This is a genomic window from Variovorax sp. S12S4 (genome assembly GCF_023195515.1).
In the GTDB taxonomy this organism is placed as follows: Bacteria; Pseudomonadota; Gammaproteobacteria; order Burkholderiales; family Burkholderiaceae_C; genus Variovorax.
Genome location: NZ_JALPKR020000002.1, coordinates 852,442 through 874,730, shown reverse-complemented (window position 1 = coordinate 874,730; position 22,289 = coordinate 852,442). Strand labels below are relative to the sequence as shown.

Annotated in this window: 25 protein-coding genes and 1 pseudogene; 19 read left to right on the top strand and 7 right to left on the bottom strand. The window is 66.4% G+C overall.

The window, feature by feature from the left end:
* Window positions 1-88 precede the first annotated feature (88 nt).
* Window positions 89-955, top strand: a complete 867-nt coding sequence (locus tag M0765_RS04635; RefSeq protein WP_258502279.1) for an amidohydrolase family protein — start codon at window positions 89-91, stop codon at window positions 953-955.
* Window positions 956-978: 23 nt separating this feature from the next.
* On the opposite strand, the gene kefC is transcribed toward M0765_RS04635, so the two are convergent.
* Both kefC and kefF read right to left on the bottom strand, forming a co-directional pair.
* Window positions 979-2,829 (bottom strand): glutathione-regulated potassium-efflux system protein KefC, encoded by a 1,851-nt coding sequence (gene kefC, locus M0765_RS04630; RefSeq protein ID WP_258502278.1) that lies wholly within the window; start codon window positions 2,827-2,829, stop codon window positions 979-981.
* Between the two features lie 2 nt (window positions 2,830-2,831).
* On the bottom strand, window positions 2,832-3,584 hold the full coding sequence (gene kefF, locus M0765_RS04625) for a glutathione-regulated potassium-efflux system oxidoreductase KefF (RefSeq protein ID WP_258508122.1): 753 nt from the start codon (window positions 3,582-3,584) through the stop codon (window positions 2,832-2,834).
* A gap of 91 nt (window positions 3,585-3,675) precedes the next feature.
* Between kefF and M0765_RS04620 the strand changes: the two genes are divergently transcribed.
* Both M0765_RS04620 and M0765_RS04615 read left to right on the top strand, forming a co-directional pair.
* Window positions 3,676-4,296: a ParA family protein gene (locus M0765_RS04620; protein WP_126747076.1), complete on the top strand. Its 621-nt coding sequence runs from the start codon at window positions 3,676-3,678 to the stop codon at window positions 4,294-4,296.
* Window positions 4,297-4,348: 52 nt separating this feature from the next.
* Complete coding sequence (locus tag M0765_RS04615) at window positions 4,349-4,819, top strand: MaoC family dehydratase (protein ID WP_126747075.1); 471 nt, start codon at window positions 4,349-4,351, stop codon at window positions 4,817-4,819.
* 33 nt (window positions 4,820-4,852) lie between these two features.
* Here M0765_RS04615 and trmL read toward each other — a convergent pair whose 3' ends face one another.
* Together trmL and M0765_RS04605 are read right to left on the bottom strand one after the other, a co-directional pair.
* Complete coding sequence (gene trmL / locus M0765_RS04610; protein WP_258502275.1) at window positions 4,853-5,314, bottom strand: tRNA (uridine(34)/cytosine(34)/5-carboxymethylaminomethyluridine(34)-2'-O)-methyltransferase TrmL; 462 nt, start codon at window positions 5,312-5,314, stop codon at window positions 4,853-4,855.
* A 28-nt stretch (window positions 5,315-5,342) separates the two neighbouring features.
* Window positions 5,343-6,059 carry a ComF family protein gene (locus M0765_RS04605; RefSeq protein WP_258502273.1) on the bottom strand — a complete coding sequence of 239 codons (717 nt, stop codon included), beginning with the start codon at window positions 6,057-6,059 and terminating at the stop codon, window positions 5,343-5,345.
* Window positions 6,060-6,082: 23 nt separating this feature from the next.
* Between M0765_RS04605 and M0765_RS04600 the strand changes: the two genes are divergently transcribed.
* The 8 genes and pseudogenes from M0765_RS04600 to M0765_RS04565 all read left to right on the top strand — a co-directional run bounded on the left by M0765_RS04600 (window position 6,083) and on the right by M0765_RS04565 (window position 12,588).
* Window positions 6,083-7,054: a class I SAM-dependent methyltransferase gene (locus tag M0765_RS04600; protein ID WP_258502272.1), complete on the top strand. Its 972-nt coding sequence runs from the start codon at window positions 6,083-6,085 to the stop codon at window positions 7,052-7,054.
* A 169-nt stretch (window positions 7,055-7,223) separates the two neighbouring features.
* Window positions 7,224-7,700, top strand: a complete 477-nt coding sequence (locus tag M0765_RS04595) for a DUF2244 domain-containing protein (RefSeq protein ID WP_126747164.1) — start codon at window positions 7,224-7,226, stop codon at window positions 7,698-7,700.
* A 59-nt stretch (window positions 7,701-7,759) separates the two neighbouring features.
* Window positions 7,760-8,938, top strand: coding sequence for a cytochrome c oxidase subunit II (coxB, locus tag M0765_RS04590; RefSeq protein ID WP_258502271.1), 1,179 nt, complete (start codon window positions 7,760-7,762; stop codon window positions 8,936-8,938).
* A gap of 55 nt (window positions 8,939-8,993) precedes the next feature.
* Window positions 8,994-10,627 (top strand): annotated as a pseudogene (gene ctaD / locus M0765_RS04585) (cytochrome c oxidase subunit I).
* Between the two features lie 23 nt (window positions 10,628-10,650).
* Window positions 10,651-10,776, top strand: coding sequence for a cytochrome oxidase small assembly protein (locus tag M0765_RS04580; RefSeq protein WP_431769288.1), 126 nt, complete (start codon window positions 10,651-10,653; stop codon window positions 10,774-10,776).
* A 19-nt stretch (window positions 10,777-10,795) separates the two neighbouring features.
* Window positions 10,796-11,422, top strand: coding sequence for a cytochrome c oxidase assembly protein (locus M0765_RS04575; protein WP_258502270.1), 627 nt, complete (start codon window positions 10,796-10,798; stop codon window positions 11,420-11,422).
* Window positions 11,419-11,631 carry a DUF2970 domain-containing protein gene (locus M0765_RS04570; protein WP_157615735.1) on the top strand — a complete coding sequence of 71 codons (213 nt, stop codon included), beginning with the start codon at window positions 11,419-11,421 and terminating at the stop codon, window positions 11,629-11,631. Before M0765_RS04575 ends, M0765_RS04570 begins: the two co-directional genes overlap by 4 nt.
* Window positions 11,632-11,706: 75 nt before the next feature.
* Complete coding sequence (locus M0765_RS04565; RefSeq protein ID WP_126747068.1) at window positions 11,707-12,588, top strand: cytochrome c oxidase subunit 3; 882 nt, start codon at window positions 11,707-11,709, stop codon at window positions 12,586-12,588.
* A gap of 74 nt (window positions 12,589-12,662) precedes the next feature.
* Here M0765_RS04565 and M0765_RS04560 read toward each other — a convergent pair whose 3' ends face one another.
* A complete protein-coding gene (locus M0765_RS04560; RefSeq protein WP_258502269.1) occupies window positions 12,663-12,884 on the bottom strand; it encodes a twin transmembrane helix small protein in 222 nt (73 codons plus the stop codon).
* Window positions 12,885-12,920: 36 nt separating this feature from the next.
* On the opposite strand from M0765_RS04560, the gene M0765_RS04555 reads away from it, so the two are divergent.
* From M0765_RS04555 to M0765_RS04530, 6 genes are read left to right on the top strand one after another with little or no spacing between them, the layout of a single operon-like run.
* Complete coding sequence (locus M0765_RS04555; protein WP_258502268.1) at window positions 12,921-13,730, top strand: SURF1 family protein; 810 nt, start codon at window positions 12,921-12,923, stop codon at window positions 13,728-13,730.
* On the top strand, window positions 13,714-14,397 hold the full coding sequence (locus tag M0765_RS04550) for an SCO family protein (protein ID WP_126747065.1): 684 nt from the start codon (window positions 13,714-13,716) through the stop codon (window positions 14,395-14,397). Before M0765_RS04555 ends, M0765_RS04550 begins: the two co-directional genes overlap by 17 nt.
* A gap of 6 nt (window positions 14,398-14,403) precedes the next feature.
* A complete protein-coding gene (locus M0765_RS04545; protein ID WP_258502266.1) occupies window positions 14,404-15,618 on the top strand; it encodes a COX15/CtaA family protein in 1,215 nt (404 codons plus the stop codon).
* Window positions 15,615-16,520 carry a heme o synthase gene (gene cyoE, locus M0765_RS04540; protein WP_258502264.1) on the top strand — a complete coding sequence of 302 codons (906 nt, stop codon included), beginning with the start codon at window positions 15,615-15,617 and terminating at the stop codon, window positions 16,518-16,520. Before M0765_RS04545 ends, cyoE begins: the two co-directional genes overlap by 4 nt.
* A gap of 17 nt (window positions 16,521-16,537) precedes the next feature.
* Entirely contained in the window at window positions 16,538-17,155 is a 618-nt protein-coding gene (locus M0765_RS04535) for an SCO family protein (RefSeq protein ID WP_258502262.1), read from the top strand.
* Between the two features lie 19 nt (window positions 17,156-17,174).
* Window positions 17,175-18,014, top strand: coding sequence for a DNA alkylation repair protein (locus M0765_RS04530; RefSeq protein ID WP_258502260.1), 840 nt, complete (start codon window positions 17,175-17,177; stop codon window positions 18,012-18,014).
* 55 nt (window positions 18,015-18,069) lie between these two features.
* Here the strand turns inward: M0765_RS04530 and rpoH are convergent, their stop codons facing one another.
* Window positions 18,070-19,011, bottom strand: coding sequence for an RNA polymerase sigma factor RpoH (gene rpoH, locus M0765_RS04525; RefSeq protein ID WP_018906715.1), 942 nt, complete (start codon window positions 19,009-19,011; stop codon window positions 18,070-18,072).
* Window positions 19,012-19,158: 147 nt separating this feature from the next.
* Complete coding sequence (locus M0765_RS04520; RefSeq protein ID WP_258502259.1) at window positions 19,159-19,623, bottom strand: Mpo1 family 2-hydroxy fatty acid dioxygenase; 465 nt, start codon at window positions 19,621-19,623, stop codon at window positions 19,159-19,161.
* 208 nt (window positions 19,624-19,831) lie between these two features.
* On the opposite strand from M0765_RS04520, the gene M0765_RS04515 reads away from it, so the two are divergent.
* Window positions 19,832-20,503: a LuxR C-terminal-related transcriptional regulator gene (locus M0765_RS04515; RefSeq protein ID WP_258502258.1), complete on the top strand. Its 672-nt coding sequence runs from the start codon at window positions 19,832-19,834 to the stop codon at window positions 20,501-20,503.
* A gap of 11 nt (window positions 20,504-20,514) precedes the next feature.
* The gene (locus M0765_RS04510; RefSeq protein ID WP_258502256.1) at window positions 20,515-22,278 is read left to right on the top strand and encodes an ATP-binding response regulator; all 1,764 of its coding nucleotides are present in this window, start codon (window positions 20,515-20,517) and stop codon (window positions 22,276-22,278) included.
* Window positions 22,279-22,289 lie beyond the last annotated feature (11 nt).

Below are 22,289 nucleotides of genomic sequence, written 5' to 3'. Positions count from 1 at the left end.
GAGTTGGATTATGGTTATGATAAATAATCAATTCAAGGCACTTGAGCGCCCCAAATCCTAGGGACTTACCCGTACTGGAGACAACGAGATGGACCACAAGAACCTCATCGCGATCGACATCCACACCCACGCCGAAGTGAGCTGCTGGAACCCGTTCGACAACTACGGCGAGGAATACGACCGCGCCGCGGACAAGTACTTCGGCTCGAGCGGCCGTCCGACCATTGCCGAGAGCGTGGCGTACTACCGTGAAAGAAAGATCGGGCTGGTGATGTTCATGGTCGACGCCGAGTCGAACATGGGCCGCCGGCGCATTCCGAACGAGGAAATTGCCGAGGCCGCGCAGAAGAACAGCGACATCATGATTGCCTTTGCCAGCATCGATCCGCACAAGGGAAAGATGGGTGCGCGCGAGGCGCGGCGGCTCATCGAGGAGCACGGTGTGAAGGGCTTCAAGTTCCACCCCACGGTGCAGGGCTACCATCCCTACGACAAGATGGCCTGGCCGATCTACGAGGTGATTGCCGAGTACAACCTGCCGGCCATCTTCCACACGGGACACAGCGGCATCGGCTCGGGCATGCGCTGCGGCGGCGGCCTCAGGCTGGAGTACAGCAACCCGATGCACCTGGACGACGTGGCCATCGACTTTCCGGACATGCAGATCGTGATGGCGCACCCCAGCTTTCCGTGGCAGGACGAAGCGCTGAGCGTGGCCACGCACAAGCCCAACGTGTGGATCGACCTGTCGGGCTGGAGCCCCAAGTATTTTCCCAAGCAGCTGGTGCAGTACGCCAACACGCTGCTGAAGGACCGCATCCTGTTCGGCAGCGACTACCCGCTGATCACGCCCGACCGCTGGATGAAGGACTTCGAGACCGCCGGCTTCAAGCCCGAGGTGATGCCGGGCATCTTGAAGGGCAACGCGGTGCGGCTGCTCAAGCTGGAAGGCTGACCGGGGTCAGCCGAAGGGCGGGCTCAGCCGTCCGCCTCTTCCGTCTCGTCGAACCGGTCCCAGTCGCGGCCCGAGCGGCGCTGCCGTTCCTCGCGCTCGCGTGCCATCTGCTCCTCGAACTGCTGGCGGCCTGCCTTGTTGGCCGCAATGAGCTTGGCGCGGTCCTTGTAGTGCGGGTAGATCTCCTCGCTCAGCAGGATGTTCCGGCGGCGGAACCGCATGGCCGTTTCGCGCGCCTCGTGCGCGGGCCAGCCCAGTGCCTCGAGCGTGGTGCGGGCGCTGCGCAGCGACGATTCGAACACCTCGCGTTCCACATCGGTCACGCCGCGGTCGCGCAGCTGGAAAAGGTGCGTCACGTTGCGGGCCCGCGCAATGATGCGTGCCTGCGGAAAGTGCTCTCTCACCAGGTCTACGATATTGAGCGACTGCTCGATGTCGTCCACCGCCACCACAATGGCCTTGGCCGTGCCGGCGCCCGCGGTGCGCAGCAGATCGAGTCGCGTCGCGTCGCCATAGAACACGCGAAAGCCGAACTGCCGCAGGCCTTCGACGGTGTCGGCGTCATGGTCGAGCACCGTCACGCGCAGGCCCTGCGACATCAGCATGCGGCCGACGATCTGGCCGTAGCGGCCGAAGCCGCAGATCAGCACCTTGGCGTCCTGCTGCTCCGAGATTTCTTCGAGCTGCGCGCCGTTGTTGCGGCTGTAGCGCGGCAGCACGAACTTGTCGAGCAGCACCAGCAAGAGCGGCGACAGCAGCATCGACAGCGCCACGGCGCCGATCAGGAGCGAGGTGATTTCGGGCGGCAGCACGTCGGGCCCCGCGGCCTGGAACACCACGAACGCGAACTCGCCGCCCTGCGCCAGCAGCAGCGTGAACACGGGGCGCTCCTGGTAGGCCAGGCCCATGGCCTTGGCCAGCGCATAGATCACCACCAGCTTGATGGCCATGAAGCCGACCACCAGCGCGGCCATGAGCCAGGGGCTTGCGATCAGCACGCCGAAGTTGATCGACATGCCCACGGCGATGAAGAACAGGCCCAGCAGCAGGCCCTTGAAGGGCTCGATGTCGGTTTCGAGCTCGCGCCGGTATTCGCTTTCGGCCAGCAGCACGCCGGCAAGAAAGGCGCCCAGCGCCATCGAAAGGCCCACGAACTGCATCAGCGCCGCGATGGCCACCACCAGCAGCAGCGCCGCGGCGGTGAAGATCTCGGGCGTGTCGCTGCGCGCGATCCAGCGCAGCAGCGGGCGTAAGGCAAGACGGCCGCCGAGGATGATGCCGGCGATCACGCCGACGATCTTCAGACCCTCGAGCGTGCGGTCGAGCCCGCTGAGCGACTGTTCGGCCGCCGTGGCGCCCGCCAGCAGGGGCAGCAGCGCGAGGATGGGAATGGCCGCCACGTCCTGGAACAGCAGGATCGAAAAGCCGGCTTGGCCGCTCGGCGTCTTGAGCAGGTTGCGTTCGCCGAACACCTGCAGCGCAATGGCCGTGGACGAGAGCGCCAGGCCGAGCGCCGCCACCAGCGCCACGCGCCATTCGGCACCGGCCGCCCAACCCGCGGCAAACAGCACCGCCGCGCAGCTCAGCACCTGCGCGGCGCCCCAGCCGAAGATGGGGCGGCGCAGGTTCCACAGGCGCTTGGGTTCAAGCTCCAGGCCCACGAGAAACAGCATCAGCACCACGCCGAATTCGGCGAAATGCAGCACGTCTTCCACGCTGGAGACGAGCCCCAGCCCCCAGGGGCCGATGGCGATGCCGGCCACGAGGTAGCCGATGATCGAGCCGAGGCCCAGGGCCTTGGAAAGCGGCACCACCAGCACGGCGGCGCTCAGGTAAATAAGGCTGCTGGTCAGCCAGGCGGGTGCGTGTTCCATGCTCAGGCCGAGCCTTTCTCGCCGCTGTTTTCTTCTTCGTTGGCGGCGGACATGAAAGCCAGGCCATGGGTCATTGCGGATTGGAAGGCGCCGGAGGCCGCCGCGCCCGGTTCGTCATGCTCGGCGGGGCGATCGGTCTCGGGCACGGGGCAGGCCACGCACACATCCAGCTCTTCCAGTTCGGGCCAGTCGGGGTAGCTGCCGAGCCGCTGGGCGAACACGTCGACATGGGCTGCCACCTCGGCCTCGCTGGCGCTGCGCGCGCCGTGAAAGACCAGCGGCGGCAAGAAGCGCATGCCGCACAGCGCCGCGGTCTGCTCATAGGGCGGCAAGAAGGCGTCGAAGAAATAGCGGTGATAGCTCTGCGGGTGGTAGCTCTGCTCGGGGCTGCCTGTGGTGACGGCCAGCCACAAGTCCTTGCCTTGCAAGGCGGTGCCGCCAGGGCCGTAGGCCCAGCCGTAGCCGAGCACGTCGTCGAGCCAGAGTTTTTGCAGCGCGGGCATCGAATACCACTGGATCGGGTGCAGCAGCACCACCAGGCTCGCCTTGGCAAGCCGCTCCTGCTCGGTTTCGATGTCGATGGAGAAGTCGGGGTAGCTGCCGTAGAGGTCGTTCACCTCGACGCCGGGCACCGAGCGGGCGGCGGCCAGGAGCCGGCGGTTGACGCGGGAATCGCGCCAGTGCGGATGGGCCGCAAGCACATAGATGCCGCCGGAGTCGGCGTTGGCGGCGGCCGCGGATGTTGTTGTCGTCATGCCGCGAACATAGCTCAAGATCGGCTCCTGCCGGCCGGGCGCGCCTCGTGTCGCTACGATGCGGGCTGTTCCAGCTCTGGAGGAGATGCTCATGCCGGTGGTTCTGGTCGCCAACCCCAAGGGTGGCGTAGGCAAGTCGACGCTCGCGACGAACATCGCAGGCTATTTTGCGAGCCGCGGCCATGCCGTGATGCTCGGCGACGTGGACCGCCAGCAATCGTCGCGCCTCTGGCTCGGCCTGCGGCCGCCGCAGGCGCGGCCCATCGCCACCTGGGAGGCCACGGGCGACAGCGCCGTGGTGCGGCCGCCACGCGGAACCACCCATGCGGTGCTCGACACGCCGGCCGGCCTGCACGGATGGCGCTTCAAGGAAGTGCTGGCCCTGGCCGACCGCGTGATCGTGCCGCTGCAGCCGAGCATCTTCGACATCTACGCCACGCGCGATTTTCTGGACCGGCTGATGGAGCAGCGCCGCGCCGAAAAAACGAAGATCAGCCTCGTGGGCATGCGCGTGAACGCCCGCACCCTGGCCGCCGACCGGCTGAACGAGTTCATCGCAAGCCTGGGCGTGCCGGTGCTGGGCGAGCTGCGCGACACGCAGAACTACGTTCAGCTTGCGGCGCGCGGGCTCACGCTGTTCGACATTGCGCCCGGGCGTGTGCAGCGCGACCTGGAGCAGTGGCAGCCGATCTGCGAGTGGCTGGAGGGCTGAGGCTTTCGGCTGTCGCGGTGCCGACACCTGCCCCTGCACCCTTGGCGCCAGAATGCCGCGCATGACCAAAAAGACATTCCAGACCCTTCAGGATCTTGCCGCCTGCGTTGGCCAGGAAGTCGCCGTGAGCGACTGGATCACCATCACGCAGGAGCAGGTGAACCAGTTCGCCGAAGCCACGGGCGACCACCAGTGGATTCATGTCGATATCGAGCGGGCCAAGGCGGGCCCCTTCGGTGGGCCGATTGCCCATGGCTTCCTGACGCTGTCGCTGCTGCCGCGCTTCTACGAGACGGCGCTGGACGTGGTCGAGTCGCGCATGGGCGTGAACTACGGGCTGAACCGGGTGCGCTTCATGTCGCCGGTGCCGGTCGGCAAGCGGCTGCGGGCGCGCATGAAGCTGCTGACCGCCGAGCCGATTGCGGACGACGGCATCCAGATGACCTGGGAAACCACGATCGAGCTCGAAGGCGCGGCCAAGCCGGCCTGCGTGGCGGAGTCGGTGGTGCGCCGCTACCGCTGAGTTCGCCTCGGCCGGCGGCAGGAACACAACCGCTCAGCTGAATCCGTTCTGCCGCCAGGCCTCGAACACGGTCACTGCCACCGCGTTCGAAAGATTGAGGCTGCGCTGCCCCTCGCGCATCGGCAGGCGCAGGCGCTGGGGCTCGGCAAAACCCTCTCGCACCGCCGGCGGCAGCCCGCTCGTCTCTGATCCGAACACCAGCCAGTCGCCGGGTTGGAAGCGAACGTCGTGCACGGCGCGGGTGCCGCGGGTGGTGAGCGCAAACATGCGCTCGGCCGCGGGCTTTTCGGTGTCGAGCAGGGCCTGCCAGCTGGCATGGCGCTTGACCTCGGCGTACTCGTGGTAGTCGAGCCCGGCGCGGCGCAGCAGCCGGTCGTCCATCGAAAAGCCGAGCGGCTCGACCAGATGCAGCGCGCAGCCTGTGTTGGCCGCCAGGCGGATCACGTTGCCTGTATTCGGCGGGATTTCGGGTTGGACCAGGACGATATGGAACATGCGCCGATTGTCGCGGCGGCGCGCCTGCTCAGTGCGGCGCAGCGGTCCGCGCCAGCACCACGGCCGTGATGTGCGCTGCGCCGGCCAGCCGCAGCGCCGCGGCCGCCGAAAAGAGCGACGCACCCGTCGTCATCACATCGTCGACCAGCACCACACGCCGGCCCTGCAGCTGGTTCGCGCGCAGGGGCTCAACCGCGAAGGCGCCGCGCAGGTTGCGAAGGCGCTCGGCACGCGCAAGGCCGATCTGCGCCGGCGTGTCGCGGGTGCGCAGCAGCAGCGTGGCGTCGGTCTTGGCGGGCGCCAGCCGGCGCGCCAGTTCGAGCGCCTGGTTGAAGCCGCGCTCGCGCAGCCGGGCGGGGGCCATGGGCATCGGCAGCACGGTGTCGCAGTTTTCCAGCGCCGGTTCCACCCAGGGCACGCTGCGCATCAGCGTCGACAGGGGCCCGGCCCAGCCCGCCTCGCCGCGGAACTTGAACTGGGCGATGCATTCGGGCCACGGCCACGCATAGTCGCAGGCCGCAAGGCAGGTATCGAGCGGTGGCGGATCGCCCATGCATTCGCCGCACCGGACCACGCCCTGCGGCACGGCCAGCGCGCAGCTGCCGCATCGGTCGGCCGGGGGCGCAAAGCGGGCCACGCAGGCATCGCAAACGCGCCGGGAAGGCCAGGCGCGGCACACCTCGCACTGGCTGGGCAGCCGTGCAAGCAGAGAGGTCAAAGGCCGACGGGCCCAACGGCTGAACATGGGCTCAATATACTCACGGCCCCATGGCCACCGACCCCGCAAGAAGACCGCCGACCATCGATCCCACGGCGGCCGCACGCTGGACGCGGCTCGCGCCTGCCGACGGTTCGCCGTGGCTGCACGAGGAAATCGGGCGCCGCATGGAAGACCGGCTGCAATGGATCAAGGCGCAGCCGCGCACCTGGGCCGACTGGTCGCCCCTTCGCGGCGGCCTTGAGGCGCACGAACTCGTCGCCCGGCGCTACCGCGAAGCCGCATGCTTCGTGATCGAAACCGAACCGGCCCTTGCCGCCGCAACCAGCCAGGCGCTGGCATCACCCTGGTGGAGCGCGCGCCGCTGGCAGGGTGGCAAGGCGCGCTTCGATGCGCCGCCCGAGGACGGCGTCGACCTGCTCTGGGCCAACATGTCGCTGCACATGGCCGCCGACCCCGAAGCGCTCATCGCACAGTGGCACCGGCTGGTGGCGACCGACGGCTTCCTGATGTTCTCGTGCCTTGGCCCCGACACGGTCCGCGAGCTGCGGGCCCTGCATGCGCGGCTTGGCTGGCCGGCGGCGGGCCACGAATACACCGACATGCACGACTGGGGCGACATGCTGGTGCATGCCGGCTTTGCCGAGCCGGTGATGGACATGGAACGCATCGTGCTTACCTGGGCCACGCCCGAGGCGGCGCTTGCCGAGCTGCGCACGCTCGGACGCAACCTGCACCCGGCGCGCTTTCCGGCGCTGCGCGGCAAGGCGTGGCACCGGTCGCTGAAAGAGGCGCTGCCCGAACTGGCGCCGGCGGAAGAGGGCGGCGGGCGCATTGCGCTCACCTTCGAAGTCATCTATGGCCACGCCTTCAAGCCGGCGCCGCGCGTGGCGCTTTCGGCCGAGAGCGCGGTGTCGCTGCGCGAGATGCGCTCGATGCTGCAGCGCGGCCGGCCGGGGGCTGAGCCGCAGGGCCGTTCCCAAGGCGAAGACCGTAGCGCGCAGCGCGCGGGCTATCGATGAGCGGCTGGCCCGTCAAGCTGCGCATCTTGCGGGCGGGCACCTGTGTCTACCCGCTACAATCCGCCGTTGCGTGAAACTCGCGGGTGTTGTTCCGCGAACGAGGTCTGTCCGATCCTGTGGAGACAAGGGGTTGGCCGGCCGTCGACGCACCGATTTGCTGAACTCGCCCGTGTCGAATTCCGTGTTTCGTTTTGCCACCGTTTCAGGCCAGAACATCCACTGGTTCCTGAAGCGCAATTGCTCGGTGACGCCGAGCCAGCTGGGCTGGCTCTACGCCTCGCTGTGCGTGGTGTCGCTCGGTATCGGTACGGTGTTCTGGCTGCTCGGTGCGCCGCTGGTGCTGCCTTTTGCCTGGCTGGAACTGGCGGCGGTGGGATTTGTATTCATGCTGTACGCGCGGCACGCGACCGATGGAGAAAAGATCGCGTTGCAGGGCGGACGGCTGGTGGTGGAGCTCGAGAACGGTGGAGACTACGAGCGCACGGAATTTCTGCCGCACCAGGTGCGGATCGAACCGCAGGCCGGCGATCGCTCGCTGATCGAGGTCTCGGGTCAGGGTCGATCGGTCAGGGTGGGGCGCTATGTACGCCCGGAGTTGCGAGCCGCACTGGCGCGCGAGATTCGCATGGCGTTGCGTGGCGCCTGAAGGCTCGCGCGGCACTGCACGGTTGGGTTTGTTGAAAAAATTGAAGAAACGTGAACACGATGAAGAGCATTTGGCGCAACAAGTACAGGCCGGCGAATCTGTTGCTGGCGGCCGGCGCGGCTTTCAGCGGCGCGGCGCACGCAGTCAACGATCTGCCCGGCGGCCCTTCGGTGCGCCAGCTGAATCTTCCGCTTGGCGTTACCAAGATTGCGCAGGAACAGCACTTCCTGCACACGGTGATGATGATCCTGTGCACGGTCATCTTCGTCGCCGTGTTCGCGGTCATGTTCTATTCGATCTGGAAGCACCGCAAGTCGGTCGGCCACAAGGCGGCCAACTTCCATGAATCGGTGGTGGTCGAGGTCATCTGGACCATCGTGCCGTTCATCATCGTGATCGTGATGGCGCTGCCCGCCACCAAGGTGCTGGTGGCCCAGAAGGACACCACCAACGCCGACCTCACCATCAAGACCACCGGCTACCAGTGGAAGTGGGGCTACGACTACCTCACGGGCGAAGGCGAGGGCCTGGCCTTCATCTCCACGCTCGACAGCTCGCACCGCGCCATGTCGGATGCCGGCGCCAAGGGCGAAATGCCCGCCGACTACCTCTTCAAGGTCGACAACCCGATGGTCGTGCCGGTGCAGAAGAAGGTCCGCATCATCACCACCGCCAACGACGTGATCCACGCATTTGCCGTGCCCCAACTCGGCATCAAGCAGGACGCGATTCCCGGCTTCGTGCGCGACACCTGGTTCCGCGCCGAAACCGTGGGCGACTACTACGGCCAGTGCCAGGAACTCTGCGGCAAGGAACACGCCTACATGCCCATCCACGTGAAGGTGGTTTCGGCCGCCGACTACACGGCATGGGTCGACACCAAGCGCAAGGAAGCCGCCGCCAAGCTCGACGATCCGAGCAAGGTCTGGACGCTGCCCGACCTCATGGCTCGCGGCGAAAAGGTCTACGCCGCCAACTGCGCGGCCTGCCACCAGGCCAACGGCAAGGGCGCGGGCCCGATCAAGGCACTGGATGCCAGCCCCAAGGTGGTCGACGCCGACCACAAGGTTCAGCTGCTGGTGCTGCTCAACGGCCAGAACAACGGCGCGATGCCGTCCTGGAAGCAACTGAGCGACACCGACCTGGCCGCCGTTGCCACCTATACCAAGAACAGCTGGTCGAACAAGACGGGCCAGCTGGTGCAGCCGGCCGAAGTTCTGGCCCTGCGCGGCAAGTGATCGCGAAGATCGAGCCCAAGCGCCCCGCGACGAAGAAATTGCAAGGAACAATGAAATGAGTGCAGTCCTCGACCCCCACGGTCACGCCCACGACGGCCACGCACACGATCCGAGCACCACGCAGCGCCCACCGGCTGGCGCCGCTGGGTGTTCGCCACCAACCACAAGGACATCGGCACGCTCTACCTGCTGTTCAGCTTCACAATGCTGATGGTGGGCGGTGTGCTCGCACTCCTGATCCGCGCCGAGCTGTTCCAGCCCGGCCTGCAACTGGTGAACCCCGAGCTGTTCAACCAGTTCACCACCATGCACGGGCTGATCATGGTGTTCGGCGCCATCATGCCGGCGTTCGTGGGCTTTGCGAACTGGATGATCCCGCTGCAGATCGGCGCATCCGACATGGCTTTCGCGCGCATGAACAACTTCAGCTTCTGGCTGCTGATTCCCGCGGCGCTGATGCTCGTGGGTTCGTTCTTCATGCCCGGCGGCGCCCCCGCTGCCGGCTGGACGCTCTACGCCCCGCTCACGCTGCAGATGGGCCCCTCGATGGACGCCGGCATCTTCGCGATGCACATCATGGGCGCCTCGTCGATCATGGGCTCGATCAACATCATCGTCACCATCCTGAACATGCGCGCGCCCGGCATGACGCTGATGAAGATGCCGATGTTCTGCTGGACCTGGCTCATCACCGCCTACCTGCTGATTGCCGTGATGCCCGTGCTCGCAGGCGCCATCACCATGACGCTGACCGACCGCCACTTCGGCACCAGCTTCTTCAACCCCGCCGGCGGCGGCGACCCGGTGATGTACCAGCACATCTTCTGGTTCTTCGGCCACCCCGAGGTCTACATCATGATCTTGCCGGCCTTCGGCATCATCAGCCAGATCGTGCCGGCGTTCTCGCGCAAGAAGCTGTTCGGCTACGCCTCCATGGTGTACGCCACCTCGTCGATCGCGATCCTGTCGTTCATCGTCTGGGCGCACCACATGTTCACGACCGGCATGCCGGTCACGGGCCAGCTGTTCTTCATGTACGCGACCATGCTGATCGCGGTGCCGACGGCCGTGAAGATCTTCAACTGGATCGCCACCATGTGGCAGGGCTCGATGACCTTCGAGACCCCGATGCTGTTTGCCGTGGGCTTCATCTTCGTGTTCACGATGGGCGGCTTCACGGGCCTCATCCTGGCCATTGCGCCCATCGACATCCAGCTGCAGGACACCTACTACGTGGTGGCCCACTTCCACTACGTGCTGGTGGCCGGCTCGCTCTACGCGATGTTCGCGGGCTACTACTACTGGGCGCCCAAGTGGACGGGCGTGATGTACAGCGAAACGCGCGGCAAGATCCACTTCTGGTGGTCGCTGATCTCGTTCAACATCACCTTCTTCCCGATGCACTTCCTGGGCCTGGCCGGCATGCCGCGCCGCTATGCCGACTACCCGATGCAGTTTGCCGACTTCAACGCGGTAGCGTCCATTGGCGCCTTCGGCTTCGGTCTTGCACAGGTTTACTTCTTCTTCTTCATCGTGCTGCCGACCATGCTCGGCAAGGGTGAGAAGGCGCCGCAAAAGCCATGGGAAGCCGCGGAAGGCCTCGAGTGGGAAGTGCCCTCGCCGGCGCCTTTCCACACCTTCGAGAACCCGCCCAAGCTCGACCCAACCGCCACCAAGGTGATCGGCTGAACGCTGCACGGCCGCCGGCCCGCATGACGACAATGACCACGCCCGAACAAAGAAAGAACAACCGACGCATGGGGCTCACGCTGGCCTCCATCGCCGTGATGTTCTTTCTCGGATTCCTGGTCCGCATGATCTGGTTCAGCGGACGCTGAAGCGAACGGAGCCGCACGCATGAGCCTCGGTCAACGCATCAAGCGCGCCAATGTCCGCATGGTCGGCAAGCTGGCCGTGGTGGCCTGCGGCATGTTCGCGTTCGGCTATGCGCTGGTGCCGCTCTACCGTGCCATCTGCGAAATGACCGGCATCAACATCCTCGCGCTCAACGAGCTCGAAGTGCCGGGTGGCGCAAGCGGCGGCAAGAACGTGCGCGTTCCCGACAACTCCCAGGTCGACACCAGCCGCACCATCACGGTCGAGTTCGACTCCAACGTTCGCGGCGGCCTCTGGGACTTCAAGCCCGCTGCTCGGACGATGCAGGTGCACCCCGGCCAGCTCAACACGGTGGTGTACGAGTTCCAGAACGTGCAGAACCGCCGCATGGCGGCGCAGGCCATCCCGAGCTATGCGCCGCAGCAGGCCGCGCCGTACTTCAACAAGCTCGAGTGTTTCTGCTTCAACCAGTACACCCTCGACCCCGGCGAGAAGAAGGAGTGGCCGGTCGCGTTCGTGATCGATCCGAAGATCTCCAAGGACGTGAAGACGATCACGCTGTCGTACACCTTCTTCGAAGTCGGCGGCAAGACGCCGGCGGCGCCGGTCGCCGCTGTTTCCAATGCCGCCCATGAGCCCCGCTCGTGACCGCCGACCCGAATTCGCCGCGCAAGGCCACGCTGTGGGACACGGTGAAGGCCGTCTGCTGGTCGTTCTTCGGGGTGCGAAAGAAAAGCGCCTACCAGGACGACCTGGCCAAGCTGAACCCGCTGCACATCATCGCGGTGGCATTTGCCGCGGTCATTGTTTTCATCGTCGGCCTTGTGCTGCTCGTGCGCTACGTGGTTGCGCCCTGAACACACGCCGCTGGGCCCACGACATCCAGACCCCATCGAATCGAATCGAGAGAAGAAAGAAAGCCAGGAGCTGATATGAGTTCAACCACCCACGGCACCACGCCCTACTACTTTGTGCCCGGGCCATCGGCCTACCCGGTCATGGCCTCGATCGGCCTGTTCTTCGTGATTCTTGGCGCCGGCCAGTGGATCAACGGCCACCAGTGGGGCGCGTGGTCGCTGCTGCTCGGCATGGTCGTGTGGCTTGCCACGTTGTTCGTGTGGTTCCGCGCCGCCATCGGCGAGAGCGAAAGCGGCCAGTACGGCCACAAGATCGATCTCTCGTACCGCTGGAGCATGAGCTGGTTCATCTTCTCCGAAGTGATGTTCTTCGGCGCCTTCTTCACCGCGCTGTGGTGGGCCCGCACCCACGCGCTGCCGGCGCTCGGCAGCCTGGACAACGCGCTGCTCTGGCCCGACTTCAAGGCCGTGTGGCCCAGCATTGCCGCTGGTGCCACCGGTTCGCCGGCCGACATCGTCGAGCCCTTCCAGACCGTCGGCCCGTTCTGGCTGCCCACGATCAACACCGCGCTCCTGCTGAGCTCGGGCGTCACGCTCACCATTGCGCACCATGCGCTGCGCGCCGACCATCGCGCCCAGTGCATCCGCTTCATGTGGCTCACCGTGCTGCTCGGCGTGGTCTTCCTGGGCGTTCAGGGCTACGAATACTTCCACCTGTACACCGACCTGAACCTCAAGCTCAGCTCGGGTGCCTACGGCTCGACCTTCTTCATGCTGACCGGCTTCCACGGCCTGCACGTGTTCATCGGCATGCTGATGCTGCTGTTCATTACGCTGCGCCTGCAAAAGGGCCACTTCACGCCGGAGCGTCACTTCGGCTTCGAAGGCGCGGCCTGGTACTGGCACTTCGTCGACGTGGTGTGGCTTGGCCTTTACGTGCTGGTCTACTGGCTTTGAGCGAAACCCGCGGCATACAAACAAAAAGGCGCCGAAAGGCGCCTTTTTCATGGTTCTCGTGGAACGAGCACCATCTACTTGCCGAGCGGGAGCCCGGTGGGCTGGATGTACCCGAGTTTCCAGGCGAGCAGCATGCAGAGGAACAAAACCACGGAGATGCCGATCCGAAAGGTGAGCGCGCGCGCCATGCCGCCGCTTTTGGCGCGCCCGTTGCGCCCGTCTTTCAGCATGTAGAAGAGCGCAAAGGCAAGGCTCGCGAAGATGCCCACGAAAGCCAGGGCGACGAAGTATTTCATGACCCCGATTATCGGCCGCGCGCCTCATCCCTTCCAGTGACGCCGGAACCCCTGCAACCCGCCGCCAGGGTGCCGAGGCGAGGCCGTTTCCTGCTGGTTACGTTGGCTGCCGTGCTGACCTTGGCCGCGACGGTGTCGCTGGGCCGGTGGCAGCTCTCGCGCGCAGCGCAGAAGGAGGCGCTGCAGGCCGAGATCGAAGCCCAGAAGCAGAAGCCGCCGCTCAGCCAGGCCGAATTTCTCGCACTGGAAGCGCCGGCCGGCGCGCTTCATAGGCCCGTGCGGCTGCGCGGCCTTTGGCTGACGCCGCAGACGGTCTACCTGGACAACCGGCAGATGCACGGCGTGCCCGGTTTCTATGTGCTGACCCCGTTCGCCCTCGAAGGCAGCGACCAGGCCGTGATGGTGCAGCGCGGCTGGGTGCAGCGCAATTTCAATGACCGCACGCAACTGGGCGCGGTCGAGACGCCGGTGGGCATTGTCGAAGTCACCGGCCTGATCGAGCCTCCGCCCGGCCACTTGTTCGAACTCGGCAAGCCGGCGGCCGCCGCCTCGGCACCGGAAGGCGAGGGGTCTTCGCCCATCCGGCAGAATCTCGACCTGGAAGCGTTCCGCGCCGAAACCAAGCTGCCGCTGCGCACCGACGTGTCGCTGCAGCAGGTCGGCCCCGCTTCCGAGGGGTTGCAGCGCGACTGGCCGGCCCCCGCACTGGGTCTGGAGAAGCACTACGGCTATGCATTCCAGTGGTTCGGGCTCTCAGCCCTCGTGGTCATCCTCTATGTCTGGTTCCAATTCATTGCCCCCTTCCGCCGCTCCAGGCGCCGCACACACGATGCAAGCAGCCTCTGACGAACCCCTGGGCCTGACGGTGCACTCGATGCCGTCGCCCAACCAGGCACTCGACGGCGCCGAGGGCCGCCGCACGGTCGTCGGGCGCTGGAAGATGATTGCCGTGATGCTGATGTGCGCCGCGCCCGTCATCGCGTCCTACTTCACCTACTACGTGATCCGGCCCGAAGGCCGCAGCGTCTATGGCGAGCTCATCGATCCGCAGCGCGTGCTGCCGGCGCTCACCGCCACCGACCGCAACGGCGCGCCGGTCGACGTTGCCACGCTCAAGGGGCAGTGGCTGCTGGTTGCGGTGGCCGACGCGGCCTGCAATGCGCTGTGCGAGCAACAGCTCTACCTGCAGCGCCAATTGCGCGAAAGCCTGGGCCGCGAAAAAGACCGGCTCGACCGCGTCTGGCTCGTGAGCGACGCGGCCCCCGTGCCCGCGCGCCTGGAGAACGGCCTGCGCGGCGCCACCGTGCTGCGCGTGCCTGCCGAGCAGCTTGCCCAGTGGTTTGCGCCGGTTCAAGGCCATTCCCTGGCCGAGCACCTGTACGTGGTCGATCCCATGGGCAACTGGATGATGCGTTTTCCGGCCGGCATGGATGCCAAGGGTGCCAGCCGCGCCAAGCGCGACCTCGACCGCCTGCTGCGCGCTTCCGCCTCCTGGGACGAGCCCGGCCGCTGACACCACATGGACACCGGCTCGCTCTACGACCTCACACCGATCGCCTGGCTGATGGCGGCCGGCGTGCTGATCGCGCTCGGCCCGCTGGTGTGGGTGTGGCGCCGCAATGCCGGCGCCGGTCCGGCGCGCCGGCTGCACGCGCTCACCGTGCTCACGCTGTTTCTCACCTTCGACCTCACGCTCTTCGGCGCCTTCACTCGGCTCACCGATTCGGGCCTGGGCTGCCCTGACTGGCCCGGCTGCTACGGCAACGCGAGCCCCGTCGGTGCGCGCCACGAAATTGCAATGGCGCAGTCGGCCCAGCCGACCGGCCCGGTCACGCACAGCAAGGCATGGGTCGAAATGGTCCACCGCTACCTCGCCACCGGGGTGGGCGTGCTCATCCTCGTGCTCGCAGGCGCCACCTGGGTCGTGAGGCGGCGCCAGCGCCGCCTGCCCGTGCCGGCGGAGGGCGAACACGCCACCCTCAGCGCATGGTGGCCGGCGGTAACGTTGGTCTGGGTCTGCCTGCAGGGCGCATTCGGCGCCCTCACCGTGACCTGGAAGCTCTTTCCCGCGATCGTCACGCTTCACCTGCTGGGCGCCGTGGTGCTGCTGGTGCTGCTGTGCATCCAGGCCGTGCGCTACCGGCAGGCCGCTGCGGACCGGCTGCCCACTGCCGTATCGCCCGCATTGCGCAACGGGTTGCTTGCCACTTCTGCATTGCTCCTGCTGCAGATTGCGCTCGGCGGCTGGGTCAGCACCAACTACGCTGTGCTGGCGTGTACCCAGTTTCCGACCTGCCAGGGCAGCTGGTGGCCGCCGATGAACTTTGCGCAAGGTTTCGAAATCTGGCGCCACCTTGGCGTGACCGGCAGCGGCGCGCCGCTCGATTTCTCGGCGCTCACGGCCATTCACTATGCGCACCGGCTGATGGCCTACGCGGTGTTTGCCGCGCTGGGGGTGCTCGCGTGGCGCTTGCGCCGCATCGAGCCGCTGCGGCCGCAAGCCGGATGGCTCGCGGGCCTGGCCCTGCTGCAGCTTGCCACCGGCCTGGGCAACGTGCTGCTCGGCTGGCCGCTCGCCGCCGCCGTGCTGCACACGGGCGGCGCCGCTGCGCTGGCGGTGGTGCTGACCTGGGCAATCTGCGAAAGCCGCCGCGGGACCGTGGCCGCCACCGTACACAACAAGGACAAGGCGCCCGGCGCCCTGCAAGACAACCAGAGGGGGGCTACCGCGTGAGCACGCCGATTTCCGTGGAACAGGCGAGCACCGCCAATGTGCTGCGCCAGTTCTATGCGCTGACCAAGCCGCGCGTGGTGCAGCTGATCGTTTTCTGCGCCCTCATCGGCATGGTGCTGGCCGTGCCCGGTGCCCCGACATGGCCCGACGTGCAGCGCGCCCTGCTGGCTTGCGCCGGCATCTGGCTCGTCGCGGGTGCGGCGGCGGCGTTCAACTGCCTGGTCGAGAAGGGCATCGACGCCAAGATGAAGCGCACCGCGTGGCGGCCCACCGCGCGCGGACAGCTCAGCGACCTGCAGGCCCTGGTTTTCTCCGCGCTGCTGTGCGTGGCCGGCTCGGCGCTGCTGTGGTTCAAGGTCAACCCGCTCACCATGTGGCTGACCTTTGCGACCTTCGTCGGCTACGCGGTCATCTACACCGTGATCCTCAAGCCGCTGACGCCGCAGAACATCGTGATCGGCGGCGCCTCGGGCGCGATGCCGCCGGTGCTGGGCTGGGCCGCCATGACCGGCGAGGTCGGCCCAGAGGCGCTCATCCTGTTCCTCATCATCTTCCTGTGGACGCCGCCTCATTTCTGGGCGCTGGCGCTCTACCGTGTCGAGGACTACCGCAAGGCCGGCCTGCCGATGCTGCCCGTGACGCACGGCAACGAGTTCACGCGGCTGCAGGTGCTGCTGTACACCTTCATATTGTTCGCGGCCTGCCTCATGCCTTTCATCTACGGCATGAGCGGCTGGCTCTACCTGGCCGTGGCGGTGGGCGTGAGCATCGGCTTCACAGGCTATGCCTTTGCGCTCTGGCGCAACTACTCCGACACGCTGGCGCGCAAGACCTTCCGGTTTTCGCTCATTCACCTGAGCGTGCTGTTCGCGGCATTGCTCGTCGACCACTATCTCCGCTGATCGAAATGTCCGTATCCATGAACAAGCGAAATGCTCTCAAGTTGATCGTCGGCAGTGCAGGGTGGGCGGGTGCTGCCGCCACCCTCGGCCTGGGGCTTTCGGCCTGCAGCGAACCCAAGCCGAGCTTCAACGCGGTGGACATCACCGGCGCTGATTACGCCAAGGACTTTTCGCTGAAAGACGCCGACGGCAAGGTCCGCACCATGGCCGACTTCAAGGGCAAGGTGGTGGTTCTGTTCTTCGGCTACGCACAGTGCCCCGATGTGTGCCCGACCACCATGACTGAAATGGCCCAGGTCAAGCAGCAGCTCGGCAGCGACGCCGACAAGCTGCAGGTGGTGTTCGTCACAGTCGATCCGGCGCGCGACACGCCCGAAGTGCTCAAGGCCTACATGGGCGCGTTCGACCCGGCCTTCGTCGCGCTGATTCCCACGCCCGAGCAGCTCGCCGCGGTCGCCAAGGACTTCAAGGTCTACTACAAGAAGGTCGAGGGCAAGACCCCGACCAGCTACTCGATGGACCATTCGGCGGCCAGCTTCGTCTACGACACCGAAGGCCGCGTGCGCCTCTACGCACGCTACGGCACCGGCGTGGCGCCGATGGTGTCCGACGTGAAGGCGCTGCTCAACGCCTGACCAGGCATTGAATCGGCCGATGGACGCTGCCGTTGCCTACGCCCCGGTCGATCACCTGAAGACGCGCAAGGGCGCGTTCCGCATCGCGCTCATTCCGCCCGAAGTGCTGCGCGCACTGAACGACGGGTTGCTCGAGACGGTCAATCTCAACGAATTCCTGGCGTTGGAGCTGCCGCAGTTGGCGCGCAGCGTGGCGGGCCATATCGGCCTGGATCCGGCGAACGAGCGGCTGGCCGACACGCTCGCCATGCTCGGCGCCTTCAAGCCGATGCAGCGGCACGGCCACATTGCGCGTGCGCTCTACGACCTGGCGGCGCTGCATGCCGAGCGCGATGCCGTCGCGCACCGGCTGGCCACGCACGCCAGCGACGTGGCGCGCTGCTGGGCCGCGCAGTGGGTGGCGCTTTCCGGGTTGCCGCTGGCGGCGCAGTTGCAGGCGGTGCGCCGGTTTGCCGCCGATCCGCACTTCGGCGTGCGCGAAATCGCCTGGATGGCGGTGCGCGAAGCGGTCATTGCCTCGCTCGACGAGTCGCTGGCGCTGCTGCAGCCCTGGGCAGCCGATGCCGACCCGAACATCCGCCGCTTTGCCAGCGAGCTCACGCGCCCGCGCGGCGTGTGGTGCGCGCAGATCGAGGCGCTCAAGGCCGAGCCCTGGCGCGCGCTGCCGCTCATCGAGCCGCTGCGCGTCGACCCCAGCCGCTATGTGCAGAACTCGGTGGCCAACTGGCTCAACGACGCGAGCAAGACCCAGCCGGAGTGGGTCGACCGGCTTTGCATGCGCTGGATCGATGAGTCGGACACGCCGGCAACGCGGTACATCGCCAAGCGCGCGCTGCGAACGCTTTCTAAGCAGGCGTGAATGAAAAAGCCCGGCATGGCCGGGCTTTTTTTAGTAGCGAAGAGCCGAACGAGGCTTACGCGTAGTCGGCCAGCGCCTTCTTCATCTTCTTCATCGCCGCGACTTCGATCTGGCGAATGCGCTCGGCGCTCACGCCGTACACCGCTGCCAGGTCGTGCAGCGTCATGCCGCCCGAACCGTCGTCGTTGACCTTGAGCCAGCGCTCTTCCACGATGCGGCGGCTGCGTTCGTCCAGCGCCTCGAGCGCGGTGGCAATGCCGTCGCTCGAGAGCCGGTCGCGCTGCTGCGATTCGAGCAGGGCGGTCGGTTCCTGCGTGGCGTCGGCCAGGTAGGCGATCGGGCCGAAGGCTTCATCGCCGTCGTCCGACGGACCCGGGTCGAGCAGCACGTCGCCGCCCGACAGGCGGGTTTCCATTTCGAGCACTTCTTCGGGCTTGACGTTGAGCCGGGTCGCCATTTGCGACACCTCGTCGGGGCTCAGCGTGTCGCGGTGCGTGCCGTTGTCGGCCGCGGCCGAGTCGGCCTTGAAGCCCTGCTTCATCGAGCGCAGGTTGAAGAACAGCTTGCGCTGGGCCTTGGTCGTCGCGACCTTGACCATGCGCCAGTTCTTCAGGATGTACTCGTGAATCTCCGCCTTGATCCAGTGCATGGCGTAGCTCACGAGCCGCACGCCCTGGTCGGGGTCGAAACGCTTCACGGCCTTCATGAGGCCGACGTTGCCCTCTTGGATCAGGTCGCCGTGCGGCAGGCCGTAACCCAGGTATTGGCGCGAAATGGACACCACGAGGCGCAGGTGCGAGAGGATCAGCGCACCGGCCGCTTCGAGGTCGTTGTGGTCGCGCAAACGGCGTGCGAAGCCCTGCTCTTCTTCGAGCGTGAGCATCGGCAGGCGGTTGGCGGCCGAAATATAAGCATCCAGGTTGCCCAGCGGCGGCACCATCGACCATGGATTGGCGACGGCGAGCTGGTTGGCAGAGGCTCCAGACAGCGTGGTCATCAGGGGAAACTCCTTTGTATTGGGCATATTAGCACTCGATTAGAGGGAGTGCTAAGCCAAGGGTTCCCCCCTAAGTTTCTATCGGGGCGATAGCCAAAGCTGTCGGCAGGAGGGCGGTGCGGTCCGAGGTGGCGTCCGACCTGGGGCTTACCAGCGGATACCCAGGCGCAAAAAAAGCCTCGAGAGTACGAACAGCGGCCCCACCCAGAGGTATTGGATGTCTTCGAAGAACGAAGGTTTCCTGCCTTCGATCTTGTGGCCGACGAACTGGAAGATCCATGCCACTACAAAGATGGCGGCGGAAATCGGCAGCACAAGGACGCCCATGGCCTGGACCGCCGCCAGCACCAGGGCCGTTCCCGCCAGCATGGTGATCAGGAAGGCGGCCGACCGCAGGGTGGCGTAGTAGACCAGGCTCGCCGCCACGAAGCCGTACGCCACCCAGGGATGCAGCGCATACAGCAGGCCGACGATGCTCAGCATGATGGCCGGGATCGCGACGAAGTGAATCGTCTCGTTGGTGGGGTGGCGATGGCTTTCGCCATAGTGGGCAAGCAGCCGGTCGACCTTGCGGTCGCCCGCCGCGGCAGGGGCATCGGCGGTGTGCATCATGTTTGTCTCCAAAGCGTCGCTCGGTACGGCGAGGTACCTCCATGGTGCCTCCGCGGCCAAGCGATGGCAAGTGCTATCAAAAAAGTAGCGAACCCTTCGCAACGCCCTGAACCGTGGGCCATGACTTAGGGCACTGTTGCGCGTTCGGGCCGTCGCTAAGATCGGCCGCGTGGCTCTTCCGCTCGAATCTTCATCCCCTCCGACGCCTTTGATCGCGGAACCCGTCCCCGCCCGCCCGCCCACCGCCATCCTGGTGGTGGACGACCACGATCTGCTGCGGCTCGGCGTGCGCGCGCTGGTTCAGGCACAGGCCGCTTCTTCCGGCGCCAGCATCGAGGTGTTCGAGGCGGGCAAAGTGGCCGATGCGCTGGCGCTCTACGAAGAGCATCGGGACGCCATTGGCCTGGTGCTGCTGGACCTGGCGCTGCCCGACACCCATGGCCTCAGCGGCCTGGCTGAATTTCGCCTGCGCTACCCGGCGGCCCGCATCGTCGTGCTTTCTGGCACGGGCAACACCTCCCTGGCCCAAGGTGCGGTGGCGCTGGGTGCGAGCGCCTTCCTCCCCAAGTCGGCGGATCTGAAAGAGGTGGTGGGCTTTATCCGCGCCTGCGGCCTGCTCGACGCTGGTGCAGGGCCAATAGCGCCTCCTCCCGCCATGAAGACGCTCGGCGGCTACGCCGAAACGGCCCAGGCCAGCGCCTGGCAGGAGCTCACCCCGCGCCAGATGCAGGTGCTGCAGTGGGTGCTCGAAGGCAAGGCGAACAAGGAAATCGCCCAGATAGCGAACCTTAGCGAAGGCACGGTGAAAAACCATGTATCGACCATCCTGCTGCTGTTCGGCGTGCGTTCGCGTGCGCAATTGATCAGCAGCCTGCGTTGAGCCCGCCGCACATGGCCGCCGACACACCGCTGAGCCAGCGGGTGCTGCGCGAGCACGTGGCGTCGGTGTATTTCAACTACAAGGCGACGTTCCTGGCTCGCCTGGTTTTCGTTCTGGTGCTCGGCGGGTTCATGTACCTGCAGCTGGGCGACCCCATGGTGCTGCCGTTCGTCGTGCTGCACCTGGCGCTGTACCTGGGCATGTATTTCACGCCGCGATGGAACCCGTCGGTGCCGGCGGCGGAAAGCGCCTGGTGGGCCCGCAAGATCACCCGCATCGTGACGCTGCTCGGGTTTGCCGATGCGCTCGCGCCATGGATCTTCGTGCCCGCCGGCAACCTGCCTGTCACCGCCGCGCTGATGGTCGTGATGATGGGCAATTGCGCCCGCGCCGTGCAGTCGCTCCGGCCGTTGAAGGCGGCGCTGTTCGGCCACACGCTGCCGATGATGGGCGGGCTGATCGTCGCGCTCGCATGGCAGGGGGATTCCATCCATCTCTTTCTCGCGGCCTTTGCCGCGATCTATCTCGTCCTGATGCTGCGCGTGGGCGTGCAGGAACACCAGCTGCTGGCGGATTCGCTGGCCCTGCGCTTCGAAAAGGAGGCACTGGCCGTGCGGTTGGAGGAGCAGATCGCCGCCACCGAGCGTGCCAGCGAAGAAAAGACCCGCTTCCTTGCCAGCGCCAGCCATGACCTGCGGCAGCCGCTGCATGCCATTGCGCTGTTCGGTGCCGCGCTCGAAAACGAATTGCGCGGCCGTCCCGAAGGTGCTCATGCGGAGCGCCTGATGCGCGCGGTGAACGCACTGGGCACCTCGCTCGACACCATGCTCGATGTTTCGCGGCTCGATGCGGGTGTGGTCACGCCGGAGATCCGGGCAGTGCAGCTCGACGCCTTGTTCCTGCCGCTCAACCACATGTTTTCGCCGCAGGCCGAACAGAAGGAACTGCAGCTGCGCGTGCGCGCGAGCGGATTGTGGGTGCGCAGCGATCCGCAACTGCTGCACCGCATGCTCTCCAACCTGATCGACAACGCGCTCAAGTACACGGTGAGCGGCGGCGTGACCGTGAGGGCGCGGGCGCGCGGCGATGCCGTATGGATCGAAGTGCGCGACACCGGCGTCGGCATCGCGCCCGAGCAGATCGGCCGCATCTTCGAAGAGTTCTACCAGGTCGGCAACCCGGGCCGGGACCGGTCGCAGGGGCTGGGTATCGGCCTGTCGATCGTGCAGCGCCTGTCGCGCCTGCTGGACCATCCGCTGCAGGTGCACTCGCGCCCGGGGCGGGGCACCCACTTCCGCGTGGTGCTGCCCGCCGCCGCGCCGCTGGCGGCCTCCACCCTTCAGGGCGCCGAGGCTCACCGGCAGCGCGCCGCAGGGGCTCAGGCACTGCCCGAGCGCGTGCTGCTGGTCGACGACGAGGCGGAAATCCGGGAGGCCATGGGCGAGTTGCTGCGCTCCTGGTCCATCGAGGTGGAGGCCGTGGCCGACGAGGCGCAGGCGGAAAAAGCCCTTGCGCGGGCGGAAGGCGAGGCTCGGCCCTTCGATCTGCTGGTGTGCGACTACCGCCTGGCCGAGGGCAATGACGGGCTCGACGCCGGCCAGCGCCTTCGCCGGCGCCCGGGTACCGACATGCCGCTGCTGCTGGTCACCGGCGAAACCGCGCCCGAACGCTTGCAGCGCGTCCGGGCGTCGGGCGTGGCCGTGCTGTTCAAGCCGGTCGACGCCGGCAAGCTGTTTCGAACCCTGAGCGAACTCGCGCCCACCGGCGCGACATGACCTTTGGCACT